Source organism: Bifidobacterium sp. ESL0775 (assembly GCF_029395475.1).
In the GTDB taxonomy this organism is placed as follows: domain Bacteria; phylum Actinomycetota; class Actinomycetes; order Actinomycetales; family Bifidobacteriaceae; genus Bifidobacterium.
Window position 1 is genome coordinate 461,673 of sequence record NZ_CP113917.1, and the last position, 24,310, is coordinate 485,982.

Annotated in this window: 15 protein-coding genes and 3 pseudogenes; 9 read left to right on the top strand and 9 right to left on the bottom strand. The window is 58.7% G+C overall.

What is annotated here, in order from left to right:
* Window positions 1–29: 29 nt before the first annotated feature.
* The gene (locus OZX73_RS01470) at window positions 30–1,160 is read right to left on the bottom strand and encodes an IS1249 family transposase (protein ID WP_277147995.1); all 1,131 of its coding nucleotides are present in this window, start codon (window positions 1,158–1,160) and stop codon (window positions 30–32) included.
* A 304-nt stretch (window positions 1,161–1,464) separates the two neighbouring features.
* Between OZX73_RS01470 and OZX73_RS01475 the strand changes: the two genes are divergently transcribed.
* Window positions 1,465–2,622 carry an ATP-binding protein gene (locus OZX73_RS01475; RefSeq protein ID WP_277149982.1) on the top strand — a complete coding sequence of 386 codons (1,158 nt, stop codon included), beginning with the start codon at window positions 1,465–1,467 and terminating at the stop codon, window positions 2,620–2,622.
* 51 nt (window positions 2,623–2,673) lie between these two features.
* On the opposite strand, the pseudogene OZX73_RS01480 reads toward OZX73_RS01475, so the two are convergent.
* The 4 genes and pseudogenes from OZX73_RS01480 to OZX73_RS01495 form a co-directional block, all read right to left on the bottom strand.
* Window positions 2,674–3,310 (bottom strand): annotated as a pseudogene (locus OZX73_RS01480) (IclR family transcriptional regulator); the annotation flags it as partial.
* Between the two features lie 291 nt (window positions 3,311–3,601).
* Window positions 3,602–4,734 (bottom strand): annotated as a pseudogene (locus OZX73_RS01485) (IS1249 family transposase).
* A 110-nt stretch (window positions 4,735–4,844) separates the two neighbouring features.
* Entirely contained in the window at window positions 4,845–6,188 is a 1,344-nt protein-coding gene (locus OZX73_RS01490; protein WP_277149984.1) for an AbiH family protein, read from the bottom strand.
* 250 nt (window positions 6,189–6,438) lie between these two features.
* A complete protein-coding gene (locus tag OZX73_RS01495; RefSeq protein WP_277142577.1) occupies window positions 6,439–7,263 on the bottom strand; it encodes an IclR family transcriptional regulator in 825 nt (274 codons plus the stop codon).
* Window positions 7,264–7,431: 168 nt separating this feature from the next.
* Here OZX73_RS01495 and leuC point away from each other — a divergent pair, with 168 nt between their 5' ends.
* The 8 genes from leuC to OZX73_RS01535 all read left to right on the top strand — a co-directional run bounded on the left by leuC (window position 7,432) and on the right by OZX73_RS01535 (window position 18,115).
* A complete protein-coding gene (gene leuC, locus OZX73_RS01500; RefSeq protein ID WP_277149985.1) occupies window positions 7,432–8,835 on the top strand; it encodes a 3-isopropylmalate dehydratase large subunit in 1,404 nt (467 codons plus the stop codon).
* 68 nt (window positions 8,836–8,903) lie between these two features.
* Entirely contained in the window at window positions 8,904–9,584 is a 681-nt protein-coding gene (gene leuD, locus OZX73_RS01505; protein WP_277149987.1) for a 3-isopropylmalate dehydratase small subunit, read from the top strand.
* Window positions 9,585–9,999: 415 nt separating this feature from the next.
* Window positions 10,000–11,325: a UDP-N-acetylglucosamine 1-carboxyvinyltransferase gene (murA, locus tag OZX73_RS01510; protein WP_277149990.1), complete on the top strand. Its 1,326-nt coding sequence runs from the start codon at window positions 10,000–10,002 to the stop codon at window positions 11,323–11,325.
* Between the two features lie 440 nt (window positions 11,326–11,765).
* On the top strand, window positions 11,766–13,199 hold the full coding sequence (gene dnaB / locus OZX73_RS01515; protein WP_277149991.1) for a replicative DNA helicase: 1,434 nt from the start codon (window positions 11,766–11,768) through the stop codon (window positions 13,197–13,199).
* Window positions 13,180–14,742 carry a Mur ligase family protein gene (locus OZX73_RS01520; RefSeq protein WP_277150875.1) on the top strand — a complete coding sequence of 521 codons (1,563 nt, stop codon included), beginning with the start codon at window positions 13,180–13,182 and terminating at the stop codon, window positions 14,740–14,742. The genes dnaB and OZX73_RS01520 overlap by 20 nt, the downstream gene beginning before the upstream one ends.
* 129 nt (window positions 14,743–14,871) lie before the next feature.
* Entirely contained in the window at window positions 14,872–15,654 is a 783-nt protein-coding gene (locus tag OZX73_RS01525) for a glutamine amidotransferase (RefSeq protein WP_277150876.1), read from the top strand.
* 96 nt (window positions 15,655–15,750) lie between these two features.
* Window positions 15,751–16,041 carry a phasin family protein gene (locus OZX73_RS01530; RefSeq protein WP_277149993.1) on the top strand — a complete coding sequence of 97 codons (291 nt, stop codon included), beginning with the start codon at window positions 15,751–15,753 and terminating at the stop codon, window positions 16,039–16,041.
* Window positions 16,042–16,315: 274 nt separating this feature from the next.
* Window positions 16,316–18,115, top strand: a complete 1,800-nt coding sequence (locus OZX73_RS01535) for an AarF/UbiB family protein (protein WP_277150877.1) — start codon at window positions 16,316–16,318, stop codon at window positions 18,113–18,115.
* Window positions 18,116–18,298: 183 nt separating this feature from the next.
* Here the strand turns inward: OZX73_RS01535 and upp are convergent, their stop codons facing one another.
* The 4 genes and pseudogenes from upp to OZX73_RS01555 form a co-directional block, all read right to left on the bottom strand.
* Complete coding sequence (upp, locus tag OZX73_RS01540) at window positions 18,299–18,937, bottom strand: uracil phosphoribosyltransferase (protein WP_277149995.1); 639 nt, start codon at window positions 18,935–18,937, stop codon at window positions 18,299–18,301.
* Window positions 18,938–19,714: 777 nt separating this feature from the next.
* Window positions 19,715–20,293 (bottom strand): annotated as a pseudogene (locus OZX73_RS01545) (hypothetical protein); the annotation flags it as partial.
* A gap of 4 nt (window positions 20,294–20,297) precedes the next feature.
* A complete protein-coding gene (locus tag OZX73_RS01550; protein ID WP_277149997.1) occupies window positions 20,298–21,830 on the bottom strand; it encodes an NUDIX domain-containing protein in 1,533 nt (510 codons plus the stop codon).
* Between the two features lie 19 nt (window positions 21,831–21,849).
* Complete coding sequence (locus tag OZX73_RS01555; protein WP_277149999.1) at window positions 21,850–24,078, bottom strand: RNA degradosome polyphosphate kinase; 2,229 nt, start codon at window positions 24,076–24,078, stop codon at window positions 21,850–21,852.
* Window positions 24,079–24,310 lie beyond the last annotated feature (232 nt).

Consider the following 24,310-nt stretch of genomic DNA (forward strand, 5'->3'; position numbering starts at 1 on the left):
AATTGTGTGTCTTCTGGTGGTTTTGGTTTTTAGTCGGCCTGGTTGGGGTATCGGGTCGGGGTGTGGAACTCGTCCCAGTCGATGCCGGTGCCCCAGGTGGGTTCTCCGGTGGTGGCGAGCCTGCCTTCCGGGGAGCGCTGCCATGCCTGTTGGCTGAGCTGTTCGACCTGTTGGTCGGTGAGGCAGTGGCGGGCGAGCCATGCCGGGCTTTCGGGGTGTTCGGTGTGCATGTGGCACCACCAGCAGATGGCCTTGATCTCGCGGATGAGGGGCAGGCCGTTGTGCTCGCGGAGCATGTCGCGCAGTTGCCGGTTCCATGACTCGCACAGGTTGTTGTCCGGCGGGACCGGCTCGGCGCACTCCTCCTGCATGGTGATGAACGTGTCCATGACGTGTTCGGAGATGCGCCGCCGGATCATGGTGCGGGCGCGCGCCAGCCTCTGGTGGGCGTCGTTGAGGCTGCCGTCGGCGTATCTGCTCTTCTCGTCGAGGAAATCCTTGTAGTCCTGTTCCCACTGGTTGTAGCCCACGAGCCAGTCGCGCATCATCGCCTCGCTTTTGACGCGGCTGAGCCGTTGGGCCAGCTTGAGCAGCTCCTTGCCGGCCTGGAGCTTGGGCCGCTTGCCGGTGAGCGTGGTGATGTTCATGCAGATGTGGAACAGGCAGCGCTGCATTTTGGTGCCGGGCCAGACGGCGCGCATGGCCTTGCCGATGCCGTTGCCGCCGTCGCAGACCAGCACTTTGGGAGCCCGGATCTGGCGCATGAGCGCCGCCCACGCCCGGCCGTTCTCGCTGCGGGCGACGTGCCAGCCGGCCACATGGCCGCCGGCGATGGCGATCAGGACGACGGCCCGCCGGTGCAGCCAGATCCCGTCGGCGTGCACCACGTCGTACCGCTGTGCGGGCAGGGGCGTGGGCGGGTTCAGCGACCACATCGTCAGGTTGCGCCGGCGCTGCGTGCGGTCCGGCACCGCCGACTCCGCCTGCGACCGTTTGGAGAACAGCCAGTCCAGGCCCGCCTTCAGGTCGATGGCCCCGCGGTCGTGCCCCTGCGTGCGCGACGCGCCGCATCCCACGCACCTCCAACGGGCCCTGCCCGCGCTGGTCGTCCCGTTCCTTTTCATCTTCCCGCCGCACGCGGCGCACAAGGGTTCTCTCATGCCCCTTATGCAACCACGGCATCTCAAACACCGGCGAGCCCTTGCGCCGCAACGTCTCCGGCCCGATATCGGACACACATTCTGGCCGACCCCGAGATCGCCGCCCCCGTATCACAAACACCAGTCAGGCCATGCGGGACAACACCTCACACCCCAAAACAGACACACATTCTGGCCAGTATCCCCGAATTATGGTAAATCCTACTTAATGATTATGGTATTTTCTACTTAGTGATTATGGTAAAATTAAAAACAGATAATTTGTTTTTCCTATTTTAATTTATTTGGCTTGGAGGTAGTTGTCATGACGCCACGCCTTTTGGATTCTTTACTCAAAAAAATGGCAACATGGTTTCCGGTGGTTTCTGTTACTGGTCCAAGGCAAAGCGGGAAATCGACGTTGGTCAGGTCGGCGTTTTCCGACTATGAGTATGTGAATTTGGAAAATCCGCAAATGAGACAGGAAGCGGCAAACGATTCCGTCGGTTTCATTCGCAATCGGCAAGGTCACCTCATCGTCGATGAGGCACAATACGTTCCTGACCTTTTTTCGATGATTCAAGTCGTTTCCGATGAACGGAATGAGCCGGGGCAGTATGTTATATCCGGTTCTCAGAATTTCTTGATGTTGAAAAACATCAAGCAATCCCTCGCTGGCCGTGTCGGCATCACAAAACTGTTGCCGTTTTCCTACTCGGAAGCGATGAAGACGCAGATTTCGCCGAGCGTTGATGAATTCATGTTAAGAGGTGGTTTTCCTCGTCCGTATGACAATGGAATGCCGTTGGATATGTTTTTCTCGAGCTATATCGATACATATATTGAACGCGATGTCGCGGATTACTTGGACGTTCGCAACGTCGCGGCATTTCGCAAGTTCTTGGGTCTCTGCGCGCTCAATGCTGGTAGTCTCATCAATTACACCCATTTCGCCAATGAGTTAGATGTGTCAGTGGCGACTGTGAAAGGATGGCTTTCGATACTTGAATCGAGCTACATTACGTTCCCGCTGATGCCATTTCATTACAATGCCAGAAAGCGATTGACCAAGACACCGAAGATGTATTTCTATGACACAGGACTGTTGTGTTATTTGCTCAAAATCAATTCTCTGCAGGAGCTTTTGCTGAGCCCTGTGCTGGGAAGCGTATTTGAAAACTTGATTGTGTCGGAGACGGCGAAACGATACTTCAACCAAGGCAAAAATCCGGAACTATATTTCTACCGTGACGACAGTGATATAGAAGTCGATCTGCTCGATTTCACCGATTCTTCTCAGCCGGATCTGGTCGAAATCAAATCCGGTCAGACCTATCATGACCGTTTCGCCAAGCATGTCCGCAAGATTGCTGGTGATTTGGGAGTTTCACAGGATCATCAATGGGTCGTATCCCGCGTGGAATCCAGCTATACGTCCAACGGAGTGAACGTATGCACCGCAAAAGACTGGTTACTCAGATAATTGTTGTTCGATATAACTCTGAACTGAGCTAAATTGAATTCATGTCTGAGTTTACCGCCCGGCGCTGGCCTTCATCAGGGCGTCGGTGAGGTATTTGCCGCCGGCCATAACGTACGGGGCGTAACGGCGGCCGGGAGAGGGACCCATGCGGCCGGAGGGGCCGGAGATGGAGATGGCAGCGATGACCTGGCCGGAGGAGTTGCGAATCGGCGCGGAGACCGAGCAGACGCCTTCCTCGCGTTCGTTGACGGAATCGGCCCAGCCGCGGCGGCGGACGGTCGCCAGCGTGGAAGTCGTGAATTTGGCGTGGCGCAGGCCCTGATGCAGTCGCTCGGAATCCTCCCAGGCGACGAGGATCTGCGCGGCGCTGCCGGCCTGCATCGAAAGCATGGCGCCCACGGGAATGGAATCGTGCAGCCCGCTCGCGCGTTCGACGGCGGCGATGCACACGCGCTGGTCGCCCTGACGGCGATAGATTTGCGCGGATTCGCCGGTGCGGTCGAGAAGTGTTTGCAGGATTGGCCCGGCCGCGGTGAGCAGGCGGTCTTCGCCGGCGGCTGTGGCCAGTTCGGCGAACCGCGAGCCCAGAATGAAGCGTCCGTGCTGGTCGCGAAGCACGAAACGGTGACGTTCCAGCGCGATAGCCAGGCGATGTGCGGTCGGATGTGGCTGCAACTAATTGTCCTAAGTCACAAGGCATGCCCTTGGTCCACGAGATTAAAGGTCATCTGCAGGTAGACGAACACTCCTAACTCTGCATAGCTTGCAAGACACCGCATTGTTGACAAACAGATGGAGAAACTCAGCGAACGAGTTTGGGAAATTCACCTGAAGGCACGATATCTTATCGGAGTAACCCAGATTTTGGGACACTGACGTTGATTGGAATGAGTTTGACACCGCCATCAGATACCTCAACGCTGACTAGAGACAAGTTTTGGGGTTATAGGCCATTTCGTGGTGTTTTAGGATTGGTTTTCTAGTCGGTGGCGTCGGGGTATCTGGTGGCGGTGTGAAATTCGTTCCATTCGATGCCGGTGCCGATGTCGGGCTCGTCGCCGGTCCTCGCCTCTTCCCTGGCTGTTTCCTTCCTTGTCCTTTCGGCCTTGCGCCTCCTGTTCTCGAGGTAGGCGTCGAGCGTCGCCTTGAGGTCGGGGCTTGGGCTTCTGGTGTAGCATTTCCATTCGCTGGCGCGCATCATGTGCCCGCGGGGCATGCCGCGGTGGTCGCCGAGCATGCGCTTGATCGGGCTGTTGATGCCGCCCTCGAGGCGGTCGGTGTCGCGGGGCACCTCGCCGCCGGCCAGGAGCGCGGGGTCGGTGTAGGCGAACAGCGAGCCGTCGCGGAACAGGCGTTCGAGCCTCTTGTAGCAGCGGCGGAGCCGCTCGTGCGTCCACCACCACTTCCGTCCCGCCGCGTGTGCCGGGTCGTCCCTCGCCGTGGTGCGTTTGTTGACCATGTCCTTCCAACGCACGTACCAGGCGTTCAGGCCCTCGCCCCACCGGGCCGCCTTCCCGGCCGTATGCACCTTGAACAGCTGGTAGGACAGTTTCTTCAGTTCCTTGGCGGCCTGCGTCTTGGGCTGGTGGGTGAGGTCGCGGCCGGTGTCGCGGTGCACGTGCACTAGGCAGCGCTGCAGCCCATTCCCCGCATCCCGTCGCTCACCAGCACGTCGGGGGTGGGCACCCCGTAGAACAGAGCCCGGTATTCCGCAATCGACTCGTGCGCGCACCAGCGGATCCGCACGACCAGGCCCGTGGCCCCGTCCATCAGCACCAGCAGGCACCGGCCGTTGACATAGGTGCCGTCCGTCTCCAGGACATGGCTTTTCGTCTCGGGCATGGGGATCACCGGGTCGACCTCCCAGCACCAGGCCGTCTCGCGCCGGAACGAGCGCCCCTCCTCGGCCAGCGTATGGCCGCCGAGCAGACGGGCGACGAACGAGTCCAGCTCCCGGCGCAGCGCCGCGCGGCCCTTCCCGTTGCGCGGCACCCGGTTGACCGAGCATTCCGGGCAGCGCCACCGCTGCCGGCCCTCAGGGGTCCGTCCGTCCTTCTTCATCGGCCCGCCGCACGACGGGCACCGTTTCGCCTTCTTCGATCTCGTCCTCACACCGTTCAGGACTACCGGGAAAGCCCCCTAAAAACCCATGGGAAAAAATAACAGTACGAAACGCCTACTCCCACAAGGCCCAACCCCGGTTATAAACCAAATATTCTGGCCTATAACTTGAAAATTATTTTAGAAGTTGGTTTAGGCGGTGCTCCGAAGGATGGCTCTTGATTGCCGTAAGGGCTTACTATCTGGTAGGGAAGCACAGACTTACTTTCTTTTGGCGTATCAACTTGTTTTACTAAGATACGTCGTTTACAACGTAATTTGAGCTTATCTATAAAATGTATTGTTTTTCCTTGTTTTCTAAGATAGTCATCATAACGTTTAATCAGCAAAGAAATGGCTGTTTTTAAAGATTTTACATTCGCTCCCTTAGTGTAAAGAAACATGAGAGTGGTATTCCCATGATATAGATTAATAGAATCGAGAATTTCAAAAAAGGCTTGGTCATCTATCTCACCTAAAGAATGCCCGAAAACTTTTACATATTTAAATGTATTGTGTGCAAGAATGTTTGTCAATGACTGGTCTCGTCCTTGTTCAGCCTCCCGGAATTCTTTGGCAAATATTCTACGATTATCTGTTATCTTACAAATTTTCCAAGAGTCCTTGTCTTTGATTCTTTCGAAAGAGCTAATACCAAATATTGGTTTTTGAGGAGTTCCATGGATGTTCTGAACGTATTGGAATCTTCGCTCTGATTGATAAAAGGGGACAGTAAAATTAAAAGATGCAACGAGGTTATCTATATTGTCTGGATTGACATTGCCAGCAGTCTTTATTTCTTTAAATAAGGAATCGCAGCGATGGAAATATCTCACCTCTGCATCGTTATAATCTTCTCCACCATGATACAATTCCCGTTGGTTTTTTAAAGGTGCACATTTTACGATATATTCGCCGAAATCTTGTTCGAAAGTTTCCAACTCTTTCTTTAGGAAAGAGAACACATCATATTCTGTTCGGCATGTATGTGCTGCTAACGGATGATTCTGTTGCACATACTCTTGAAATCCTTTAATGAATGCGAGTTTCTCATCTTTGTGGCAATCTGAAACAGGGAATGAGAGATTCCTCAATTGATTAGCTAATGAGTCAAGATCGGTGAATTTGTCCCCTATCTGTATTAACCAGTCTTTCCACCAATCTAGTTCTGTTTTGATAAAGGTTTCCACATCACACCATGTTTTTAAGTTATCAGCATTGGAGCAATTCGCGAGGAACGCGATATCCCAAACAGTGGAAGAACCTTCCAAGTGTGAAAAAAGTCCAGAACCCCCCATTGATATGCTTTCAAGAACTGTTTTGGCTAATGATTTATCATCATCTAGGCAGCATTTTGGCTGAGAATGATGTTTGCTATAACGGTCATGAAAGAATTCGCCGTATTTTGAATGTAAGCCACACGCAATGTCGAAACCATTCCCCAGTACAAGCAGCTGTGCTGTCATTAGAAAACCTCAATCCTCACAATTAAGCACGTCATAATTATTTTGCTCTCATATTTAAGTATATGAAACTTTTATATAAAAAAACAAGGTAAAACCTGGATATGCTTACGATTGCAGGTTGTGCAAAACAAATCATGAATGGTTGGACAATCCTTGCAGTTTCAATATAGATATTGAAGAAAGGTATTCCCCAAATTTATATTTCTAGGCGGGGTGACTGAATTTGATTATCAGACATTTCCATCTAGCTTTACCGCCCGGCGCTGGCCTTCATCAGGGCGTCGGTGAGGTACTTGCCGCCGGCCATGACGTAGGGGGCGTAGCGACGGCCGGGGGAGGGACCCATGCGGCCGGAGGGGCCGGAGATGGAGATGGCGGCGATGACTTGGCCGGAGGAGTTGCGGATCGGCGCGGAGACGGAGCAGACGCCTTCCTCGCGTTCGTTGACCGAATCGGCCCAGCCGCGGCGACGGACGGTCGCCAGCGTGGAAGTCGTGAATTTGGCGTGGCGCAGGCCCTGGTGCAAGCGCTCGGAATCCTCCCAAGCAACAAGTATTTGTGCGGCGCTGCCGGCCTGCATCGAAAGCATGGCACCTACGGGGATGGAATCATGCAGCCCGCTGGCCCGCTCGACGGCGGCGATGCAGACACGTTGGTCACCTTGACGGCGATAGATTTGTGCGGATTCACCGGTGCGATCCAAAAGTGTCTGGAGGATTGGTCCGGCGGCCGTCAACAAGCGGTCCTCACCGGCGGCGGTGGCCAGTTCGGCGAAACGCGAACCCAGAATGAAGCGCCCGTGCTGGTCGCGTAATACAAAACGATGACGTTCCAGCGCGATAGCCAGGCGATGTGCGGTGGGGCGCGCAAGCCCTGTCGCCGCAACGAGTTGACCTAATGTGGAAGGCCCGCTTTCGAGGGCCTCGAGAATCTTGACCGTCTTATCGAGGACCCCGACCCCAGAATGAATCTCGTCATGAATAGGAGCATGATTCGAATTTTGGGCAGCATTGCCGGTTGCTTGGGGCGCGCGTGAGGCCCGCGCCGCTTGGGGATCCTTTGATAATGAGTCCATACATGAATATTATACAGTGGGGTCTATCATCTCATTCATCTCAGAATATGAACCAAAGATGTCCATATTGTTGACAAACGCCGATACTCGGAATTACACACAACCACAAAATCCGCGTGGTGAAATATTGACGGGGTAGCGGCTCCAAAACCAACGATAGGAGGTCGTATGGCAAGCACATTGGCTGAAAAAGTCTGGGCCGATCACCTGGTGTACCAGGGCAAAGACGGTGCCCCGGACCTGATCTATATCGACCTCATGCTCATGCACGAGGTCACCAGTCCGCAGGCGTTCGAGGGCTTGCGACTGGCTGGGCGCAAGCCGCGCCACACCGACCTGCTCATCGCCACCGAAGACCACAACACGCCCACGGTCGACATCGACAAGCCCAATCCGGACAAAACCTCCGCCAAGCAGCTGAGCACGTTGGAAAAGAACTGCAAGGAATTCGGTGTGCTGCTGCATCCGCTGGGTGACGCCGATCAGGGCATCGTCCACGCTTTCGCGCCGAACCTCGGTCTGACCCAGCCCGGCATGACCATCGTCTGCGGCGATTCCCACACCTCCACGCACGGCGCGTTCGGCGCGCTCGCGTTCGGCATCGGTACCTCCGAGGTCGAACACGTCATGGCCACGCAGACCTTGTCGCTCAAGCCTTTTAAGACCATGGCCGTCAATGTCGAGGGCGAACTGCCCAAGGGCGTCACCGCCAAGGACATCATTCTGGCCATTATCGCCAAGATCGGCATCGGCGGCGGGCAGGGCCACGTCATCGAATACCGTGGTTCCGCGATTCGCTCGCTTTCCATGGACGCGCGCATGACCATCTGCAACATGTCCATCGAGGCCGGTGCCCGCGCGGGCATGATCGCCCCAGACGAGACTACCTTCGAGTACTTGAAAGGCCGCCCATACGCTCCGACCGGCGAGATGTGGGACAAGGCCGTGGCGTATTGGAAGACGCTCAAGACCGACGACGACGCGAAGTTTGATAAGGAAGTCACCATCAACGCGGCGGACCTTTCGCCTTACGTCACTTGGGGCACCAACCCCGGCCAAGGCGCGCCGATTGACGCTGACGTTCCTGATCCGGCCGATATCGCCGATGCCGAGCAGCGCCAGGCCACGCAGTCCGCGCTGGAGTACATGGGCCTGAAGCCCGGAACGCCGATCAAGTCGATTCCGGTGGACACCGTCTTCATCGGCTCCTGCACCAACGGCCGCATCGAGGACCTACGCGCCGCCGCGTCGGTGATGAAGGGCCATCACAAGGCCGATTCCATCCACCGTGTGCTGGTCGTGCCGGCCTCGTCCCGCGCCCGTCTGCAGGCCGAGGATGAAGGACTTGACAAGATCTTCAAGGACTTCGGCGCGGAATGGCGCAACGCCGGCTGCTCGATGTGTCTTGGGATGAATCCGGACAAGCTCGTGCCAGGCGAACGTTCGGTTTCGACCTCGAACCGCAACTTCGAAGGTCGCCAGGGCAAGGGCGGGCGCACGCACCTGGCCTCGCCGCTGGTCGCCGCCGCCACCGCCATCCGCGGCACGATTTCCAGCCCAGCTGACCTGTGAGGATCTCGACGATTTATTCGTCCTTTATATTAATTATCGGATTTTAGATTTTAGAAGGTTTATCGATTATGGAGAAACTTACGCAGGTCACTGGCGTCGGCGTTCCGCTTCGGCGTTCGAACGTCGACACCGACCAGATTATTCCGGCCGTCTTTTTGAAGCGCGTCACCAAGACCGGCTTCGAGGACGCGCTGTTTTACGCGTGGCGACGCGACCCGGACTTCATCCTGAACAAGCCCGAGTATCAGAACAAGGGCAAGATTCTGGTCGCCGGCCCCGATTTCGGCATCGGCTCGTCGCGTGAGCATGCGGTGTGGGCGCTGCGCGACTACGGATTCCGAGTCATCATCAGCCCGCGTTTCGCGGACATCTTCTACGGCAACACCGCCAAGAACGGCGTGCTGGCCGCCATCATGCCGCAGGAAAGCGTCGAGCTGCTGTGGAAGCTTCTGGAAGAGGAGCCCGGCCGCGATATGACCGTCGATTTGAAGGAGCGCACCGTAACCTGCGGCGACATCACGCTGCCCTTCGAGGTCAACGATTACACGCGTTGGCGCCTGATGAACGGCTACGACGACATCGACCTGACGCTGCAGCACGAGGACGCCATCGCCAACTACGAGAAGATGCGCGCCCAGCGCTTCCCCTTCAAGCCCAAGACCCTCCCCGCCAAGCACGGCCCCGAAGAGCCGGTCAAGTCCGCGCGCCCTGTGGACGACAGCTCGTGGAGTGGGCCGTTAAAGGCGTAGTCTGTGTACTAATGTCTAAGTTCTGCGTGGCTTTGCGATTCTCGAGTGAGATCGCAAAGCATTGGGTTTGCTTCGTGGAAGCAACCAAAAAATTGCAAGACCCGGGCCGATTAAAGTATAGTTTTCATTGCCTGTTCGTAATTCTTGCGCGGTTCCGTCATTCCGACGAGGCCGCGCAAGTTTTTTTATTCGTCAACGTACCTATCGCAAAAAAAGCGAGACGGTAATAATAATGTCTGAATATGGCTCTAAACGGCCATTTTGCAACGTTTCATGAGCTGAAACTGTGCAAAATGGACAAGTCCGTTCGGCCTGGGGCGCATTTTCGGCCGTGCTTCACCGAGCCACCACAACCGCTGTGGCACACTATGTAGTAGTAAGCTCGCTTATTAGAGGGCCACGAAAGAGGTTGATTTTGGCAGATACTACACAAGACGTCCTGCACGTCGAAGGCGGCAAACCGCTCAACGGCACCATCAAGGTGCGCGGCGCCAAGAATTTCGTAAGCAAGGCCATGGTCGCGGCCCTGCTCGCTCCGGGCGTTTCCGTCTTGAAGAACGTCCCCGAGATCCGCGACGTCCACGTCGTTTCCGACTTGCTGCGCCTGCACGGCGCGACCGTCGATTGGGATGACGACAAGGGCACGTTGAGGATTGACGCTACCAACGTCCAGCTCGCCGACGTGGCTGATGTGGACACGCTTTCCGGGTCGTCACGCATCCCGATTCTGTTCTCGGGACCATTGCTGCACCGTTTGGGCGAGGCGTTCATCCCGCAGCTCGGCGGATGCAACATCGGCGGGCGCCCGATTGACTTCCATTTGGAGACTTTGCGCAAGCTTGGCGCCAACGTCGACAAGGAGCACCGCGACGGCATCCACATCACCGCTCCCAACGGCCTGCACGGCGCGAAGATTCACCTTCCGTATCCGTCTGTGGGCGCGACCGAGCAGACGCTTCTCGCCGCGGTTCAGGCCGAGGGCAAGACCGAGCTTTCCGGTGCCGCCACCGAGCCCGAGATCATGGACCTCGTTGCCGTCCTGCAGAAGATGGGCGCGATCATTTCCGTTGACGTCGACCGCACCTTCCGCATCGAAGGCGTCAAGACACTCAAAGGCTTTACACATACCGCGCTAACCGACCGCATCGAGGCCGCTTCCTGGGCTTCGGCCGCGCTCGCTACCCACGGCGACATCTTCGTCAAAGGTGCCACGCAGCCCGAGATGATGACCTTCCTCAACGTCTACCGCAAGATTGGCGGCGAGTTCGACGTCACCGACGAGGGCATCCGCTTCTGGCACCCAGGTGGGGACCTCAAGCCCGTGGCCATCGAGACCGATGTGCACCCTGGCTTCATGACCGACTGGCAGCAGCCGCTCGTCGTCGCGTTGACGCAGGCCAACGGCCTGTCGATCGTGCACGAGACAGTATACGAGAACCGTTTCGGCTTCACTAAGCCGCTGATCAAGATGGGCGCGACCATCCAGCTCTACCGCGAATGCCTCGGCAGCCTGCCGTGCCGTTTCCAGCAGCGTAACTACAAGCATTCCGCCGTCATCTTCGGGCCCACACCGCTCGAGGGGCGCGACATCGACGTGCCGGATTTGCGCGGCGGCTTCAGCCACCTCATCGCGGCGCTCGCGGCCAACGGTCCCTCGAACGTGCAGGGCATCAGCCTCATCGACCGCGGCTACGCCGACTTCCGCGGCAAGCTCGCAGCCCTCGGTGCCGATTTCGACTGAGACCTTGCGCGTTTTCTGACTATTCGCAATCTCCTTGCTGGGTAATTCCGGCGGGGAGGTTTTTCTTATTTTTTAGAGACGAAATCAGCTCGTTCCGTCGATAAAAATGTTGTGGAATTGTGATGTTTGACGGTGGTTTCCGGCAAGCGAATGACCTATCACAGGATGGTGGAATAGGCAAATCGGAAAGAGGCCGCGATGTTCGTATCCCCACGTTGTGCACTGAGTTATCCCCATGGTGTGGATAACTTTGTGCATTGTCCCCAGTGACACGCCGTAAATGTGGATAACTTATTTTCTCATCCACATGCAAAAGCCCGTGCGTGTCGTGACGGAACTTTGAAAAGCAAATGAACATCGTCGGTGTTCGCTTGTAGAGCTTTCGGAGGAAGAACGGACGGAACGCTGTTTTTTACGGGCGTTTGGTTAAGCTTGGCGGCATGGCAAACGGAAATTCTTGGGACTCAACGCGCTCGGGCGGCGACTTCAACTTGGGCACGTTCAACGGTGACACTTCGGCGAACAACGCGACGCTCTTCGACCGCGTGCCGCCACACGACGACGACGCGGAAATGGCCGTTTTGGGCGGCATGCTGATGAGCAAGGACGCCATCGGCGAGGTCTCGCAGATGATCGACGTCTCCGATTTCTACCAGCCCAAGCACCAGACCATCTACGAGGCGATCATCACGCTGTTCTCGGCCTCCGAGCCGGTGGACGCGGTGCTCGTCGCCAACGCGCTCTTGAAAGACGGCAACCTTGAGAAGGTGGGCGGCGCCGACTACCTGCACAGCCTCGTGGCCGCGGTGCCGACCGCCGCCAACGCGACGTATTACGCCGAGATCGTCCACCAGCGCGCCGTGCTGCGCAACGTCATCGCCGCCGGCACGAAAATCGCCCAGCTCGGCTATTCCGCCGAAGGCTCGCAGGCCGAGGACGTCGTGAATCTGGCCCAGTCCGAGGTCTACGAGATGAGCGTGGGCAAGGTGCGCCAGGATTACGCGGCCATCGGCCCGGTGGTCCACGACGCGCTCGACCAGCTCGACGCCCTGCAGAACGGGACCATCGAGAAGGGCGTGCCTACAGGTTTCAAAGGCATCGACGACGAGACCCAGGGCCTGCAGCCCGGCCAGATGATCGTCGTCGCCGGCCGCCCGGCGATGGGCAAGTCGACTCTGGGCGTGGATTTCGCGCGCTCGGCCGCGTTGCACAACAACCTCACCACCGTCATCTTCTCGCTTGAGATGAGCAAGATGGAGCTCGCCCAGCGCATCATCTCCGCCGAAACCGGCATTCCGCTGGTGGCCCTGCGCCGCGCGGACAACGACAGCCTCACCCCGGAACGTTGGAACACCCTGAACGACTTCTGGACGGCCATGCAGAACGCGCCGCTCTTCCTTGACGACAGCCCGAACATGAGCCTGATGGAGATCCGAGCGAAATGCCGCCGCCTGAAGCAGACCAATGACTTGAAGCTCGTCATCATCGACTACCTGCAGCTTATGAGTTCGGGCAAGCAGGAGGAGAGCCGCCAGCAGGAGGTCTCCGGCTTCTCGCGTGCGCTGAAGCTGCTGGCCAAGGAGCTCGAGGTGCCGGTGGTCGCGCTTTCCCAGTTGAACCGTGGACCCGAGATGCGCAATGATAAGAAGCCGCAGCTCGCCGATCTGCGTGAATCCGGCTCCATCGAGCAGGACGCCGACGTGGTCTTCCTGGTCCACCGCCCCGATTTCTACAACGAAGAGGATCGACCCGGCGAGGCCGACATCATCCTCGCCAAGCACCGCAACGGCAAGACCGGCACGTTCCCGCTCGCCTTCCGCGGCGACGTCTCGCGTTTCCAGGACATGCCGCAGGATTACAACCAGGGGGTCTAGCGTGAGCGAAGTACAAAAGCCGTGGAACGCGTTCGCCACGCCGACCATCGGCAAGGCGGTCCGCGGGATTTCGCGCCTGCTGCATCACGGCGGCAGCGCGTTCCCTGGCAAGGTGGTCGAGAACATCGATCCCGGGTTTTTGGCGCGGACGCTTGGGCAGTTGCGTTACGGGGTCGTGCTGGTTTCGGGCACCAACGGCAAGACCACGACCACCCGCATGATCGCCTCGATCTTGAAAGACCTCAACCTCAAGGTGTTCACCAACCCGACCGGTTCCAACTTCACGCGCGGCGTGGTCTCGGCGCTGCTCACCGAGGTCTCGGCTTCCGGCAAGCTGGACGCCGACATCGCGGTCCTGGAGCTGGACGAGGCCTACGCGGTGCATTTCGTGCATCAGGTCAAGCCACGTTACGCCTTGCTGTTGAATGTCATGCGTGACCAGCTTGACCGTTTCGGCGAGATCGACAACACCGCGCGGCTTTTGAGTCATGTTGCCGAAGCGACGACCGGTACGGTGGTCTTGAACCGTGAGGACCGACGGATCTCGGTGCTCGCCGATGTGGTGCCAAAGGGCACGCAAGTCCGGTATTTCGGGCTTTCCGACGAGTTGCGTAAGCTGTTTCCTTCAGACGATGACATGCACGCCGGCGATTTATCGGCCGCCGAAAAGGCCGCGGCGAAGGTGGAAGGCGTCAACACGGCGTTAGCCAGCGCCATCGCGACTCCAGCAATCCATACCGGTGCCGCGACTCCGCAAGCTGATGCAACAGCCTCGCACGACGTGTTCGACGCTGATGGCAACCGGATCATCCCCAAACTCGATGCGCGCGAGACGGTCTCCGCTTCCTTGGCCATGGCGGATTCGCTGGCGTCAAAGCGTCATGCGGATGTGGTGCTCAATCGGGTGGGCGACCATGAGGCCGAGTTCGTGATGGATGATGCCGAATTCGATACCAAGGTCCAGCTCGAGGGCGTTTACAACCTTTTCAACGCGGCTGCGGCGCTCGCCGTGGTTCGTGCGGTCACCGAGCGGATCGACAACGCCGACACCACCTTGCCGAGGGCTCGCGACGAACGGCTCATGCGGGCGCTTTCGCACGTCACCCCGGCATTCGGCCGCGGCGAGGTCATCACCGTCGGCAAGGCTCCCGTCGAGCTGCTCTTGGTCAAGAACCCCATGGGATTCAGGATGTCGCTGGCGAGCTTCGCGCCCGCAGGTCACGACACGATGATTGTCATCAATGACGAATATGCCGATGGGCGAGACATGAGCTGGCTGTGGGATGTCGATTTCACCTCGCTGCGCGGCACCGGCGTCAAGATGGTCTCGGGCGTGCGCGCGTGGGATATGGCCTTGCGCTTGGAATACGAAGGTGTCAAGGTCTCGCAGACCGACACGAACCTCGAGGAGGCCGTGCGTTCGTTTGTCACTGCTGATCCGGATACGCCGAAACACATCTATTGCACGTATACCGCGATGCTCAAGGTGCGCTCGGAACTTGGCAAATACGCCAAAGTCTCCGACGCCGGGGTGGGGAAGTGAGTGCCATGACCGAAAACCAGAACGATATGAGGTCTGCGGAAACGGCTGGAGTTGGCCTCGCTCTGAGAGGGGTGCAGCATGAATAGCGATATGAACACGGCATCCGCTAAATCTGCCGCGACATCGGATATGCCAAGGTCAAATCAGGGCGGTGTGGCTGGCGGTGCCCGTTCAATCGACGTCATGTCCATCTATCCCAAGGACATGAATATCTACGGCGACTGGGGCAATGTGCTCACCATCAAGCGCCGGCTCGCGCTATACGGCTATGAGCCTGTCATCCACGCCTACAACCAAGGTGACCCGTGGCCTGAGCATGTCGACATGATCCTAGGCGGCGGCGGTCAGGACAACGGGCAGAAGAAGATTTCCGAGGATTTCTTCAAGCGCGCGGACATCCTGCGGAAACTGGCCGAAGAAGACGTGCCGATGCTGATGATTTGCGGCATGTACCAGCTGTTCGGCGAGTATTTCGAGACCATCGACGGCACTAAGCTTGACGGCATCGGCATTTTCGGCGTCTACACCGAAGGCCGTGAGACCCGCATGATTGGCAATTTGCTGGAACATTCCGACCAGTTCGGTGACGTCATCGGCTACGAGAACCATTCCGGCCAGACTTTCCTGCGCGAAGGCGTCAAGCCGTTCGGCCGCGTGGACCACGAAGGCTGGGGCAACAACGGTGAGGACATGACGGAAGGCGCCATCGTCCACAACGTCATCGGCACTTACATGCACGGCCCGTTGCTGCCCAAGAACCCTGAGGTCTCAGACTTCCTCATCCGTGCCGCTGCTACCCATCGCTACGGCGAATTCCAGCCGCAACAGACGGCCGCGCAAAAGGCCGAACTTGCCCATATCGACGAGCTTGCCACCAACGCCCGCCGCGTGGCTGTGTCTCGCCCGAGGTGATGATCCGGGTTTCGCTTTGTGCTTTGCGGGCTGTTAATAGCCGTACCTTAGGCTAAATTAAGTAGTACAGGTATCACTACTAGCAAAAGAGGAATCATGGCTGATTACAAACTGGGTGACGGGTTGCGTACAGTGTTCTTGGCCGGCATCGGAGCGTTGGCGACGACCGCCGAAAAGGGGCAGGAGATCGTCAATGAACTGGTCAAGAAGGGCGAGCTGACGGTGGAGCAGGGCAAGGCCCTCAATACCGAGCTCAAGCACAAGGCGCATGAGGTCAAGGATGACATGAAGGCGCAGAGCGCCAAGGCCGAGGCCGAGGATGCGAAGCCCGCCGAGGATGATGCCGCAGCTGATAAGACCGAGGAAAGCGGCGACAAAGCCGAGTGATTTTGATGGCTTCGCCATGTTTTCCGCGCGTCGTGGCTATTTTTGCAGGCGCGGGATGGGTGGCAATGTGTCATACGTCGATTGTTGATTTCAGGTGACAATGGCCGATAAGGTTTCCAATGCCGCGCTGAAAGGCGACTATGCCCAAAATGAGGTGGAAGAAGTCGATGGCGACGCGCCGGAATCAGAAAACAAATCCTTGAGACTAGACATTGACGAACCTGCGTTGGAGGCGGGGGCTGCCGATACCGCTCAGGCGGCGAATGATGGTTCCATGGCGAATGATGGTTCTGTTGCGGAAACGGCCAATAACATTTCCAAAGACGAAAATGTTGGAACCGTCGGTAATGCCGAAAATACTGACAACACCGAAGGCTCTGCGAACAGTGACGACGCTGCCGGGGAAACCGACGAAATCAGCCTGTTCGGGCGCCGTCACGAGACGTTTGCGCAACGCTACCATCTGACCCGGCGCGGCAAGGCCAAGCGGCTCGGCCAGATTGTCAAGATCATGGGCCAGTTCGACATCACCAAAGGGCTCACGCCGCGCAAGATGCGGCTGATGCTCGAGGCGCTCGGCCCCACGTTCGTCAAGGTCGGGCAGATGCTCTCGATGCGTTCGGAGATCCTGCCGCAGCAATATTGCGACGAGCTGGCGAAGCTGCGCGCCGATGCCGACCCGATGCCTTACCAGACCGTCGTCGAGACCTTGGCGCAGGAATACGGTCGGCCCGTGGACGAGATTTTCGCCGACATCGACCCCAAGCCGCTGGGCTCCGCCTCGTTGGCCCAGGTGCACCGCGCGACGCTGGTCACCGGCGAGGACGTGGCCGTGAAGGTGCAGCGGCCCGGCGTGCGTCAGACGATGGCGCAGGACGTCTCCATCATGCGTTCAATCGCCAAGGCGGCCACAAAATTCATGGGTTCCAGCATGCAGGTGGTCGACCTCGGCGGTGTGGTCGAGGAACTCTGGGACACCTTCGAGGACGAGACGGACTTCCTGAAGGAGGCCCAGCATCTCGCGGAATTCAAGCGTTTCTGTGAGCCGTACCGTTATATGGACTGCCCCAAACCATATATGGACCTGTGCACGCAGCACGTCGTGGTGATGGATTACATCGACGGCATCTCGCTCAACCACACGGGCAAACTCATCGCGGAAGGCTATGACCTCAAGGAGATCGGCACCAAACTGGTCGACAATTACGCCGCCCAGATTCTCGACGACGGCTTCTTCCACGCCGATCCGCACCCGGGCAACGTCATCATTTCCGGCGGCAAGATTGTGCTGATCGACCTGGGGATGATTGGTCGTCTCGATCGCAAGACGCGCCAGGTGCTGCGGCAGATGATCTTCGCGGTCGGGGCCCAGGATTCGCCGGCGCTCGCCGATGGTCTGCTGCGTTTCGCCGACATCCAGCCGGACGCCGAGGACTATCCGAGGCTGTTGAGCGATTTGGACGTCATCGTCGAGGAATACGGCAAGGTCGATCTAGCCGACCTCAACATCGCCGAGTTCGCGATGGCGCTGACCAATCTCGCGCAACGGCACGGCATCGAGGTTCCTTCGACCATCACCACGATGAGCCGTGCGCTGGTCACGCTGGAAGGATTGCTCGACGAGTTCATCCCCGACGTCAACATGATCGAGATCATCACCAGCCATGTCTCCAGCAGCAAACGGTTGGACGAGGTCGCCAAGGACGAGGCCAAGGCGCTGGGCATCGAAGGCAACAAGGCCCTGCACGGCTCGCTCGACGCGCTCGCCGAAAGCAAGGTCGCCATGCGCATGCTGACCCGCGGCCAGCTGCGGATGAACATGGAGGTCGTCGGCAGCGAGGAACCGTTGAAACAGGTCTCCGACATGATCAATCGCCTGACGATGGCGCTGATCGTGGTCGGCCTGTTCGTCGGCTCGTCCATAGTGTATTACGCTGGCATGAAGCCCATCGTCTTCGGCATTCCCGTGGTCGGCTTCATGGGCTATGTCATCGCTTTCATCCTGAGCGTGTGGATCGTCTTTGATATCTACTTCAAGGGTCGCAAAGCCAAGAAAGCCGCCAAGGGCAAGTGACGCCTGTTGTTAACCGCTTCTTGGAGGCCATGTATAACGAGCGAATGTGCGGTATCGTTTAAAAGCAATTTGGATAGGTCTGCGCAAGCCAAGTCGCGTATGTTGCTTTACGGGTGAATTTCAAAAAGGTGCTCCTGAACGTAATCAGGAGCACCTTTTGATGATTTATTTGTAAGGAGTTAACTAGTCGATCAAACCATAGAGGCGATCGCCGGCGTCGCCAAGACCGGGAACGATATAGCCGTGCTCATTGAGGTGGTCATCGACGCCGCAGACCACGACCTTCAGGTTGATGCTGGGGTCGAGGGTCTCTTCGACGCGCTTCAGGCCTTCAGGGGCGGCGATGATGTTGATGGAGGTGATGTCCTTCGCGCCGCGCTCGATGAGGTAGTGGGTCGCCGCGATGGTGGTGCCGCCGGTGGCGAGCATCGGGTCGAGCAGGAAGACCTGGCGACCAGTCAAATCCTCAGGCAGGCGGTTCGCATACGTGATGATGTCGAGGGTGTCCTCGTCGCGGCGCATGCCGAGGAAACCGACTTCGGCGGTCGGCAGGAGCTTGGTCATGCCGTCGAGCATGCCGAGGCCGGCGCGCAGGATCGGCACCACCATCGGGCGCGGGGAGGCGAGATGCTTGCCGGTCATCTTGCAGATCGGGGTCTCGATCTCCTTGTCGACCACATCGAGGTTGCGCGTCGCCTCGTAGGCTTCGAGGGTGACGAGCTCGCTGACGAGCTGACGGAAGATGTTGGAGGGTGTGTTCTTATCCCGCAGAACGGTGAGCTTGTGTTCGACCAGCGGGTGATCCAAAACTTGAAGTTGCATACTTCTAGGATATGCCCAGCCGTGGTTTTTTGAAAATCGAAAATCGGGATACGTTAAGTGATTCACGATTTTTATGAAAGCAAAGTGAAACGCTGAACCGTGAAAGCGCCTGTCGGCGCGAACGCCGCTCGCAGCGGCAAAAAATGAAGCCCGGGGCTTAAGCACGGTCCAGCGCGTCTCCAAGTATAACGGGTCATCCTGCGTTTACACGCCGAGCGCGTAAAGTGCGGATTTTGGGCTGGATAGAGTCCGCGGATTACTTGAGTCTGTGCAACGCTACTCGAGTTTGCCTTGGCGCCAAAGACTGGCTCCATGGCGGAAATCCGCCGAAGTGGTCATCAGATTGCTGCCGGTGTGGAGCAGGCGTGCGGCGACGGTGCGGGGGTCGTTCGACGACGGGCCGGCCGAGCTCGCCGGGCCTTTGCCCTCGCGGTAGCGTTCATCCGCGTCGCTCAGGGCCGAGTTGTATCGGTTGGAGGCTGGGTCGTTGCGGTCGCTTTCGCCGTAATTGGTGTGGTTATTGGCGTTATGAGTGGCGTCCGCGTTGTTGCCGCCATTAGGATTTTCGGCCGCTTCCTGGTTTCCTAATCGGTCATTGCCGTCGGTCACTTGCGGAGTGCCGTTGCCATTTTTGCTATTGCTCTCATCATTGGTATCGGCGGCCGCGTCGGCGACTCGCTGCGCGGCCTCCGCTGCTTCGGCGGCTTCGACTTCGCGTTGGAGCTCGCGCATGTGTGCTTCGCGGCGGGCGGCTTGTGTGGCTTCCACTTTGCGTGCCTTGGAAGTCAGTATTTTCGCGCGAATGGCGAGACCTTTGGCGATGACGTCGATGAAAGCGGAGGCGCGTTCGAGCGCGATGGCGAAATCGCCGGTGAAAGCGCCGGAAAGAATGGAATCCGCAGTGCGCACGATGTCCTCGGCGTTGGGCGGGGTGTCGACGCCGGCGATGGCTGAGGCGGCGGTGTCCTCGGGCTCGGCGATGCGATAGAGGCTCGCCAGCGATTGCTGGTTTTTGCGCATCCACGTGCGCAACAGGTAAAGCCGCCAAAGGATGCCCGGCAGGGAATCGGGTTCCGAACGGCTCCACAGTTCCGCGATGATATCGACGCCTTCTCGGTCGACCAGCGTCAAGACGCGCTCAACGATTTGCGGGTCTTGCGTATGGTGCACGCGGTCAAGCATCGCCTGCGCCGAAGCGTGGCTCATCTCGTTTATCTCCTCGGGATCCATGCCGCCGGCCATCTTCTCAGTCAACGCCGGGTCGAGCTGGGCGGGGCGTGCCGGGCGCGAGGAACCGGTGCGTGCCGGAGCGAAGCCCGGATGGGCGGAATTGACGGAACCTGAACTGTAATGCACTGAGTTAGTAGACAAGTGGAGCCATTCTTTGGATGTCGATGATGCGCGGGCCTTCCGCGTCTTTCACGATGAACAATGCTACGGCATTGCCTGTAGGCATGTAAGGCGACTTCGCGATGAGCTGTTTGGACAGCGATTTGGAGGCGCACATCGCACGCAGGTGCTCGAAAATGCCGCCGATGACGGGCCGGTGCATGCAGATCGTGGTCGCGCGGCTGTATTGTTTTGGTGCGCTTTCCGGCGTGGCGGCTTTTATTTGGTCATCGTTGGCGGGGGCGTCGGTATTGCCGGTTTCGTCTTTTTGGCTGGGCGATTGTGCGTCATGCGTTGATACCGCCGAACCCATGGGTACTGTCGAATCCCGAACGTCCTTATCCGAACCGGCTTTCATTTCGGTGGAGCTTTCGGTCTTGCCGTCGCTTGTCGGTTCGTCGGCGGGATTGCCTTCGGTGGTGTTGTCGTCCGTCTGGTTGGCTGAATCACCGTTATCGCTGATCTTGACCACGGCTTTGGTACCGACCTGCACGGCGCTTTTCGCCGCGGACGTGCCGTCGGTCTCGGCGAACAAATCATCGATGATGTCCGAAACGCATCGCCACGTCGCATCGGGATCAGCCGCGAAGGCGTCTTCGGTAAGCGCAGGCAGCTGCTCAATCTCAAGTCCCGTGTGCCATGCGTACGGTTCCAGCGTCTCCATGCAACGTAGCCACGGGGACGAGGCGAGTTTTTGCGGGGCATAGCAACCGAGCTCTTGGTCGAGCGCGAAACTCGCGGCCGCACCGCGGGGAATGATGGGGCGGTTGGCGTCGGTGCCCTCCCAACGTTTGCGTGCCACGGCCTTGCTGTGGCGGACGATGATCAGCTTCTGCGCCTTGAGCGCGCCTTCCTGGATGCGGTCGACGAACTGGTCGAGGATATCGCGGTCGAGCGGGTGTGAAAGCAGTTTGCGGGCCTGGGGGATGGTCAGCCATCTCACCTCGTCGATCTCGCTGGCTTTCGCGGGTGCGATCGCGCCGATGGCCTGTTGGCGATGCTCCGCGATGTTCGGGGGAATCGGATGCGCCATCCAATAGACGACGTGCTTGGTGTAGATCGCCCCGGTTTTGGTTCCGGTCTTGGCGTGCTTCGAATTCTTGCCTTCGGCGTTGAGCGGGTATTCGACTTCTCCGATGCTGGGGCCAAGCGCCACGGGCACGCCGGTTTCCTCTTCCATCTCGCGTATCGCGGCGTGGCGGCTGGATTCATGCTCCTCGAGCTTGCCTTTCGGCCAACTCCAGTCGTCGTATTTTGGCCGGTGCACCAAGCAGACTTCCAGCTGCGTGATGATGGCGCGGAAATGGATTTCGGCCTGCGTCAGCGGTAACTTGTGCTTGTGCCGCTTGCGTTTGCTGGTGGTGTGCGAGGCACGGGCCTCGGCGAATTTGCTCGCTTTCGCGGCTCGTTCGTCCACGCCAGTGGCCTTGCCCGCAGTGATCCAGCGGTAGGGGATGCCCCCCGCCGCCTCAACGACGTGTGTTGGTTTCAGCTCGGAGGTCATCTACGCCCACTTCTGGTTGTTATTTGCGACCGCGCTGGTGGGTCTTGATCAGCAGTTCCTGGCAATCGACCAGAGGCTTGCCGTCCTTATCGTGCGAATGGCGGATGTAGGTGCCATCCGGCTGCATGTGCCATGACGAGGTGGTGTTGGCCATCTGCAGGTCGACATAATCGATCAGCGAAGCGACTTCCTCGGGATCGGTGATGCGCACCAGCGCCTCCACACGACGGTCGAGGTTGCGGTGCATCAGGTCGGCCGAGCCAATCCAGACTTCCGGCCCGGCGGCGGGGCCTTCGCCGATCTGAGGCCCTGCGGAGTTCGCGAAGGCGTAGATGCGGCTGTGTTCGAGGAAACGGCCGAGAATGGAATGCACGCGGATGTTCTCGCTCAGGCCCGGAACCCCGGGCTTCAGGCCGCAGATGCCACGCACGACGATGTCGATTTTCACGCCGGCCTGGCTGGCGCGGTAGAGGGCGTCGATGGTCTTCTCGTCGACGATGGAGTTGACCTTGATTTTGATCCAGGACTCATTGCCGGCGCGCGCCGCGTCCTCCTCGCGCCTGATGCGCTTGATGAGGCCACTGCGTGCGGTGCGTGGGGCGACCAGCAGCCGGTGGAAGCTGGAACGCGGCGCGTAGCCGGAGAGCTGGTTGAAGAGACGTGTCAGGTCCTGCCCGACTACCGGGTCGCAGGTCAGCAGGCCAAGATCGGTGTACTGGCGGGCGGTCTTGGGGTTGTAATTGCCGGTGCCAACGTGGCAGTAACGGCGCAGCCCTTCCGCCTCCTGGCGTACGACCAATGAAAGCTTGCAGTGGGTCTTCAGGCCCACGATGCCGTAGACGACATGGACGCCGGCGCGTTCGAGCTTGCGGGCCCATGCGATGTTGGCGTCCTCATCGAAGCGTGCCTTGATCTCGACCAATGCCAAGACCTGCTTGCCGGCGTGCGCGGCATCGACCAGCGCGTCGATGATCGGCGAATTGCTGGAGGTGCGGTAGAGCGTCTGCTTGATGGCCAGCACCTTCGGGTCGGCCGCGGCCTGCGCGAGGAAGGCCTGCACGGAAGTGGAGAACGAATCGTAGGGGTGGTGCAGCAGGATGTCGCGCTCGCGGATGGCGGCGAAGATGTCCTGCGCGCGGCTCGATTCGACCGTGGCGATCTGGCGGTTCGTGGTCGGGATGAACGGCTTGTTCTTGAGGTCCGGCCGATCAATGTCCTGCAACTCGAACATGAGCTTCATATCCAGAGGCGCGGGCAGGCGGTAGATCTCATCCTCGCTGACGCGCAGACGGCGGGCCAAAAGCTGGGAGAGGAACGGGCTGGTGGCATCGCTGATCTCAAGACGGATTGGCGGCCCGAAACGACGGCGCAACAGTTCCTTCTCCATGGCGTTCAGGAGGTTCTCGGCATCGTCCTCCTCGACGTCGATGTCCTCGTTACGGGTGACGCGGAACGAGCGCGCCTCCTTGATGATCATGCCGGGGAACAAGGATTCCAGATGCGCGATGATGAGGTTCTCCATGGTGATGAAGCCATAGCGTTCCTCGCGGCTTTCCTCGTCGGTCAGATCGTCGACGGGAACCAAGCGGTTCAGGTTGTCCGGAACCTTGACGCGGGCGAAATGAGTCTTGCCGCTGTTCGGGTTCTCCACCAGCACGGCCAGGTTCAGCGAGCCGCCGGAGATATAGGGGAACGGGTGCGCGGGATCGAAGGCGAGCGGGGTGAGCACGGGGAAGACCTGCTGGCGGTAATAACGCGAAAGGCGTTCCTGCTCGGCGCTGGTGAGCTTGTCCCAGCTCAACAGCACGATGTGCTCCTTCGCCAGCTCGGGAAGGATGTGCTTGATGGCCTCGTTGGCGTGCTCGGCCTGCAACTCATGCGCGGTCTCGCTGATCGAGCGCAGTTGCTGGCGTGGGCTCAGCCCGGAAGCCGACGTCACGGCGATGCCGGTGTCGATACGCCGCTTGAGGCCGGCGACGCGCACCATGAAGTACTCGTCGAGGTTCGAGGCGAAGATGCCTGCGAAATTGGCGCGTTCCAAGAGCGGGACTTCAGGGTCCTCCGCCATTTCGAGTACGCGCTTGTTGAATTTGAGCCAGCTCAGCTCGCGGTCGAAGTAACGGTCCGTGGGCAGCGGGAGCTCCTCCGGCAGCGCCTTGCGCTTGTCGGTTTTCTCGGTTTCGGCGATGTGCTCGGCGATTTGGCTGCGGAGCAGCGCCTTCGAGGGTGCGTCAAAAATCTGTGCCATACACCTACTCTAAGCATTGGTGCCGAGCTATGGAAGCCAGGAAACGCAATATTCACGATATTGTGGATAACTAATTTTCCGTACACCGTGATTCGCCCCGAATGTGCGTAAGTTTGCGCGCACCGCCCCGACACGCCTCAAATGTGGATAACCCCTAGCGTTCGACCACAGTACCCGTTTTTGCTTGCTTTTCAGCGCTGGCCCGTGTTTTGCTGGAAACCAGATACGTAAT

Coding starts and splice junctions, on each gene's coding strand:
- OZX73_RS01525 (WP_277150876.1), top strand. CDS start 14,872: ATGCCAAGGTCAAATCAGGGCGGTGTGGCTGGCGGTGCCCGTTCAATC.
- leuD (WP_277149987.1), top strand. CDS start 8,904: ATGGAGAAACTTACGCAGGTCACTGGCGTCGGCGTTCCGCTTCGGCGT.
- OZX73_RS01550 (WP_277149997.1), bottom strand. CDS start 21,830: ATGACCTCCGAGCTGAAACCAACACACGTCGTTGAGGCGGCGGGGGGC.
- OZX73_RS01555 (WP_277149999.1), bottom strand. CDS start 24,078: ATGGCACAGATTTTTGACGCACCCTCGAAGGCGCTGCTCCGCAGCCAA.
- OZX73_RS01470 (WP_277147995.1), bottom strand. CDS start 1,160: ATGAGAGAACCCTTGTGCGCCGCGTGCGGCGGGAAGATGAAAAGGAAC.
- upp (WP_277149995.1), bottom strand. CDS start 18,937: ATGCAACTTCAAGTTTTGGATCACCCGCTGGTCGAACACAAGCTCACC.
- OZX73_RS01475 (WP_277149982.1), top strand. CDS start 1,465: ATGACGCCACGCCTTTTGGATTCTTTACTCAAAAAAATGGCAACATGG.
- OZX73_RS01490 (WP_277149984.1), bottom strand. CDS start 6,188: ATGACAGCACAGCTGCTTGTACTGGGGAATGGTTTCGACATTGCGTGT.
- OZX73_RS01530 (WP_277149993.1), top strand. CDS start 15,751: ATGGCTGATTACAAACTGGGTGACGGGTTGCGTACAGTGTTCTTGGCC.
- OZX73_RS01495 (WP_277142577.1), bottom strand. CDS start 7,263: ATGGACTCATTATCAAAGGATCCCCAAGCGGCGCGGGCCTCACGCGCG.
- dnaB (WP_277149991.1), top strand. CDS start 11,766: ATGGCAAACGGAAATTCTTGGGACTCAACGCGCTCGGGCGGCGACTTC.
- leuC (WP_277149985.1), top strand. CDS start 7,432: ATGGCAAGCACATTGGCTGAAAAAGTCTGGGCCGATCACCTGGTGTAC.
- OZX73_RS01535 (WP_277150877.1), top strand. CDS start 16,316: ATGGCGAATGATGGTTCTGTTGCGGAAACGGCCAATAACATTTCCAAA.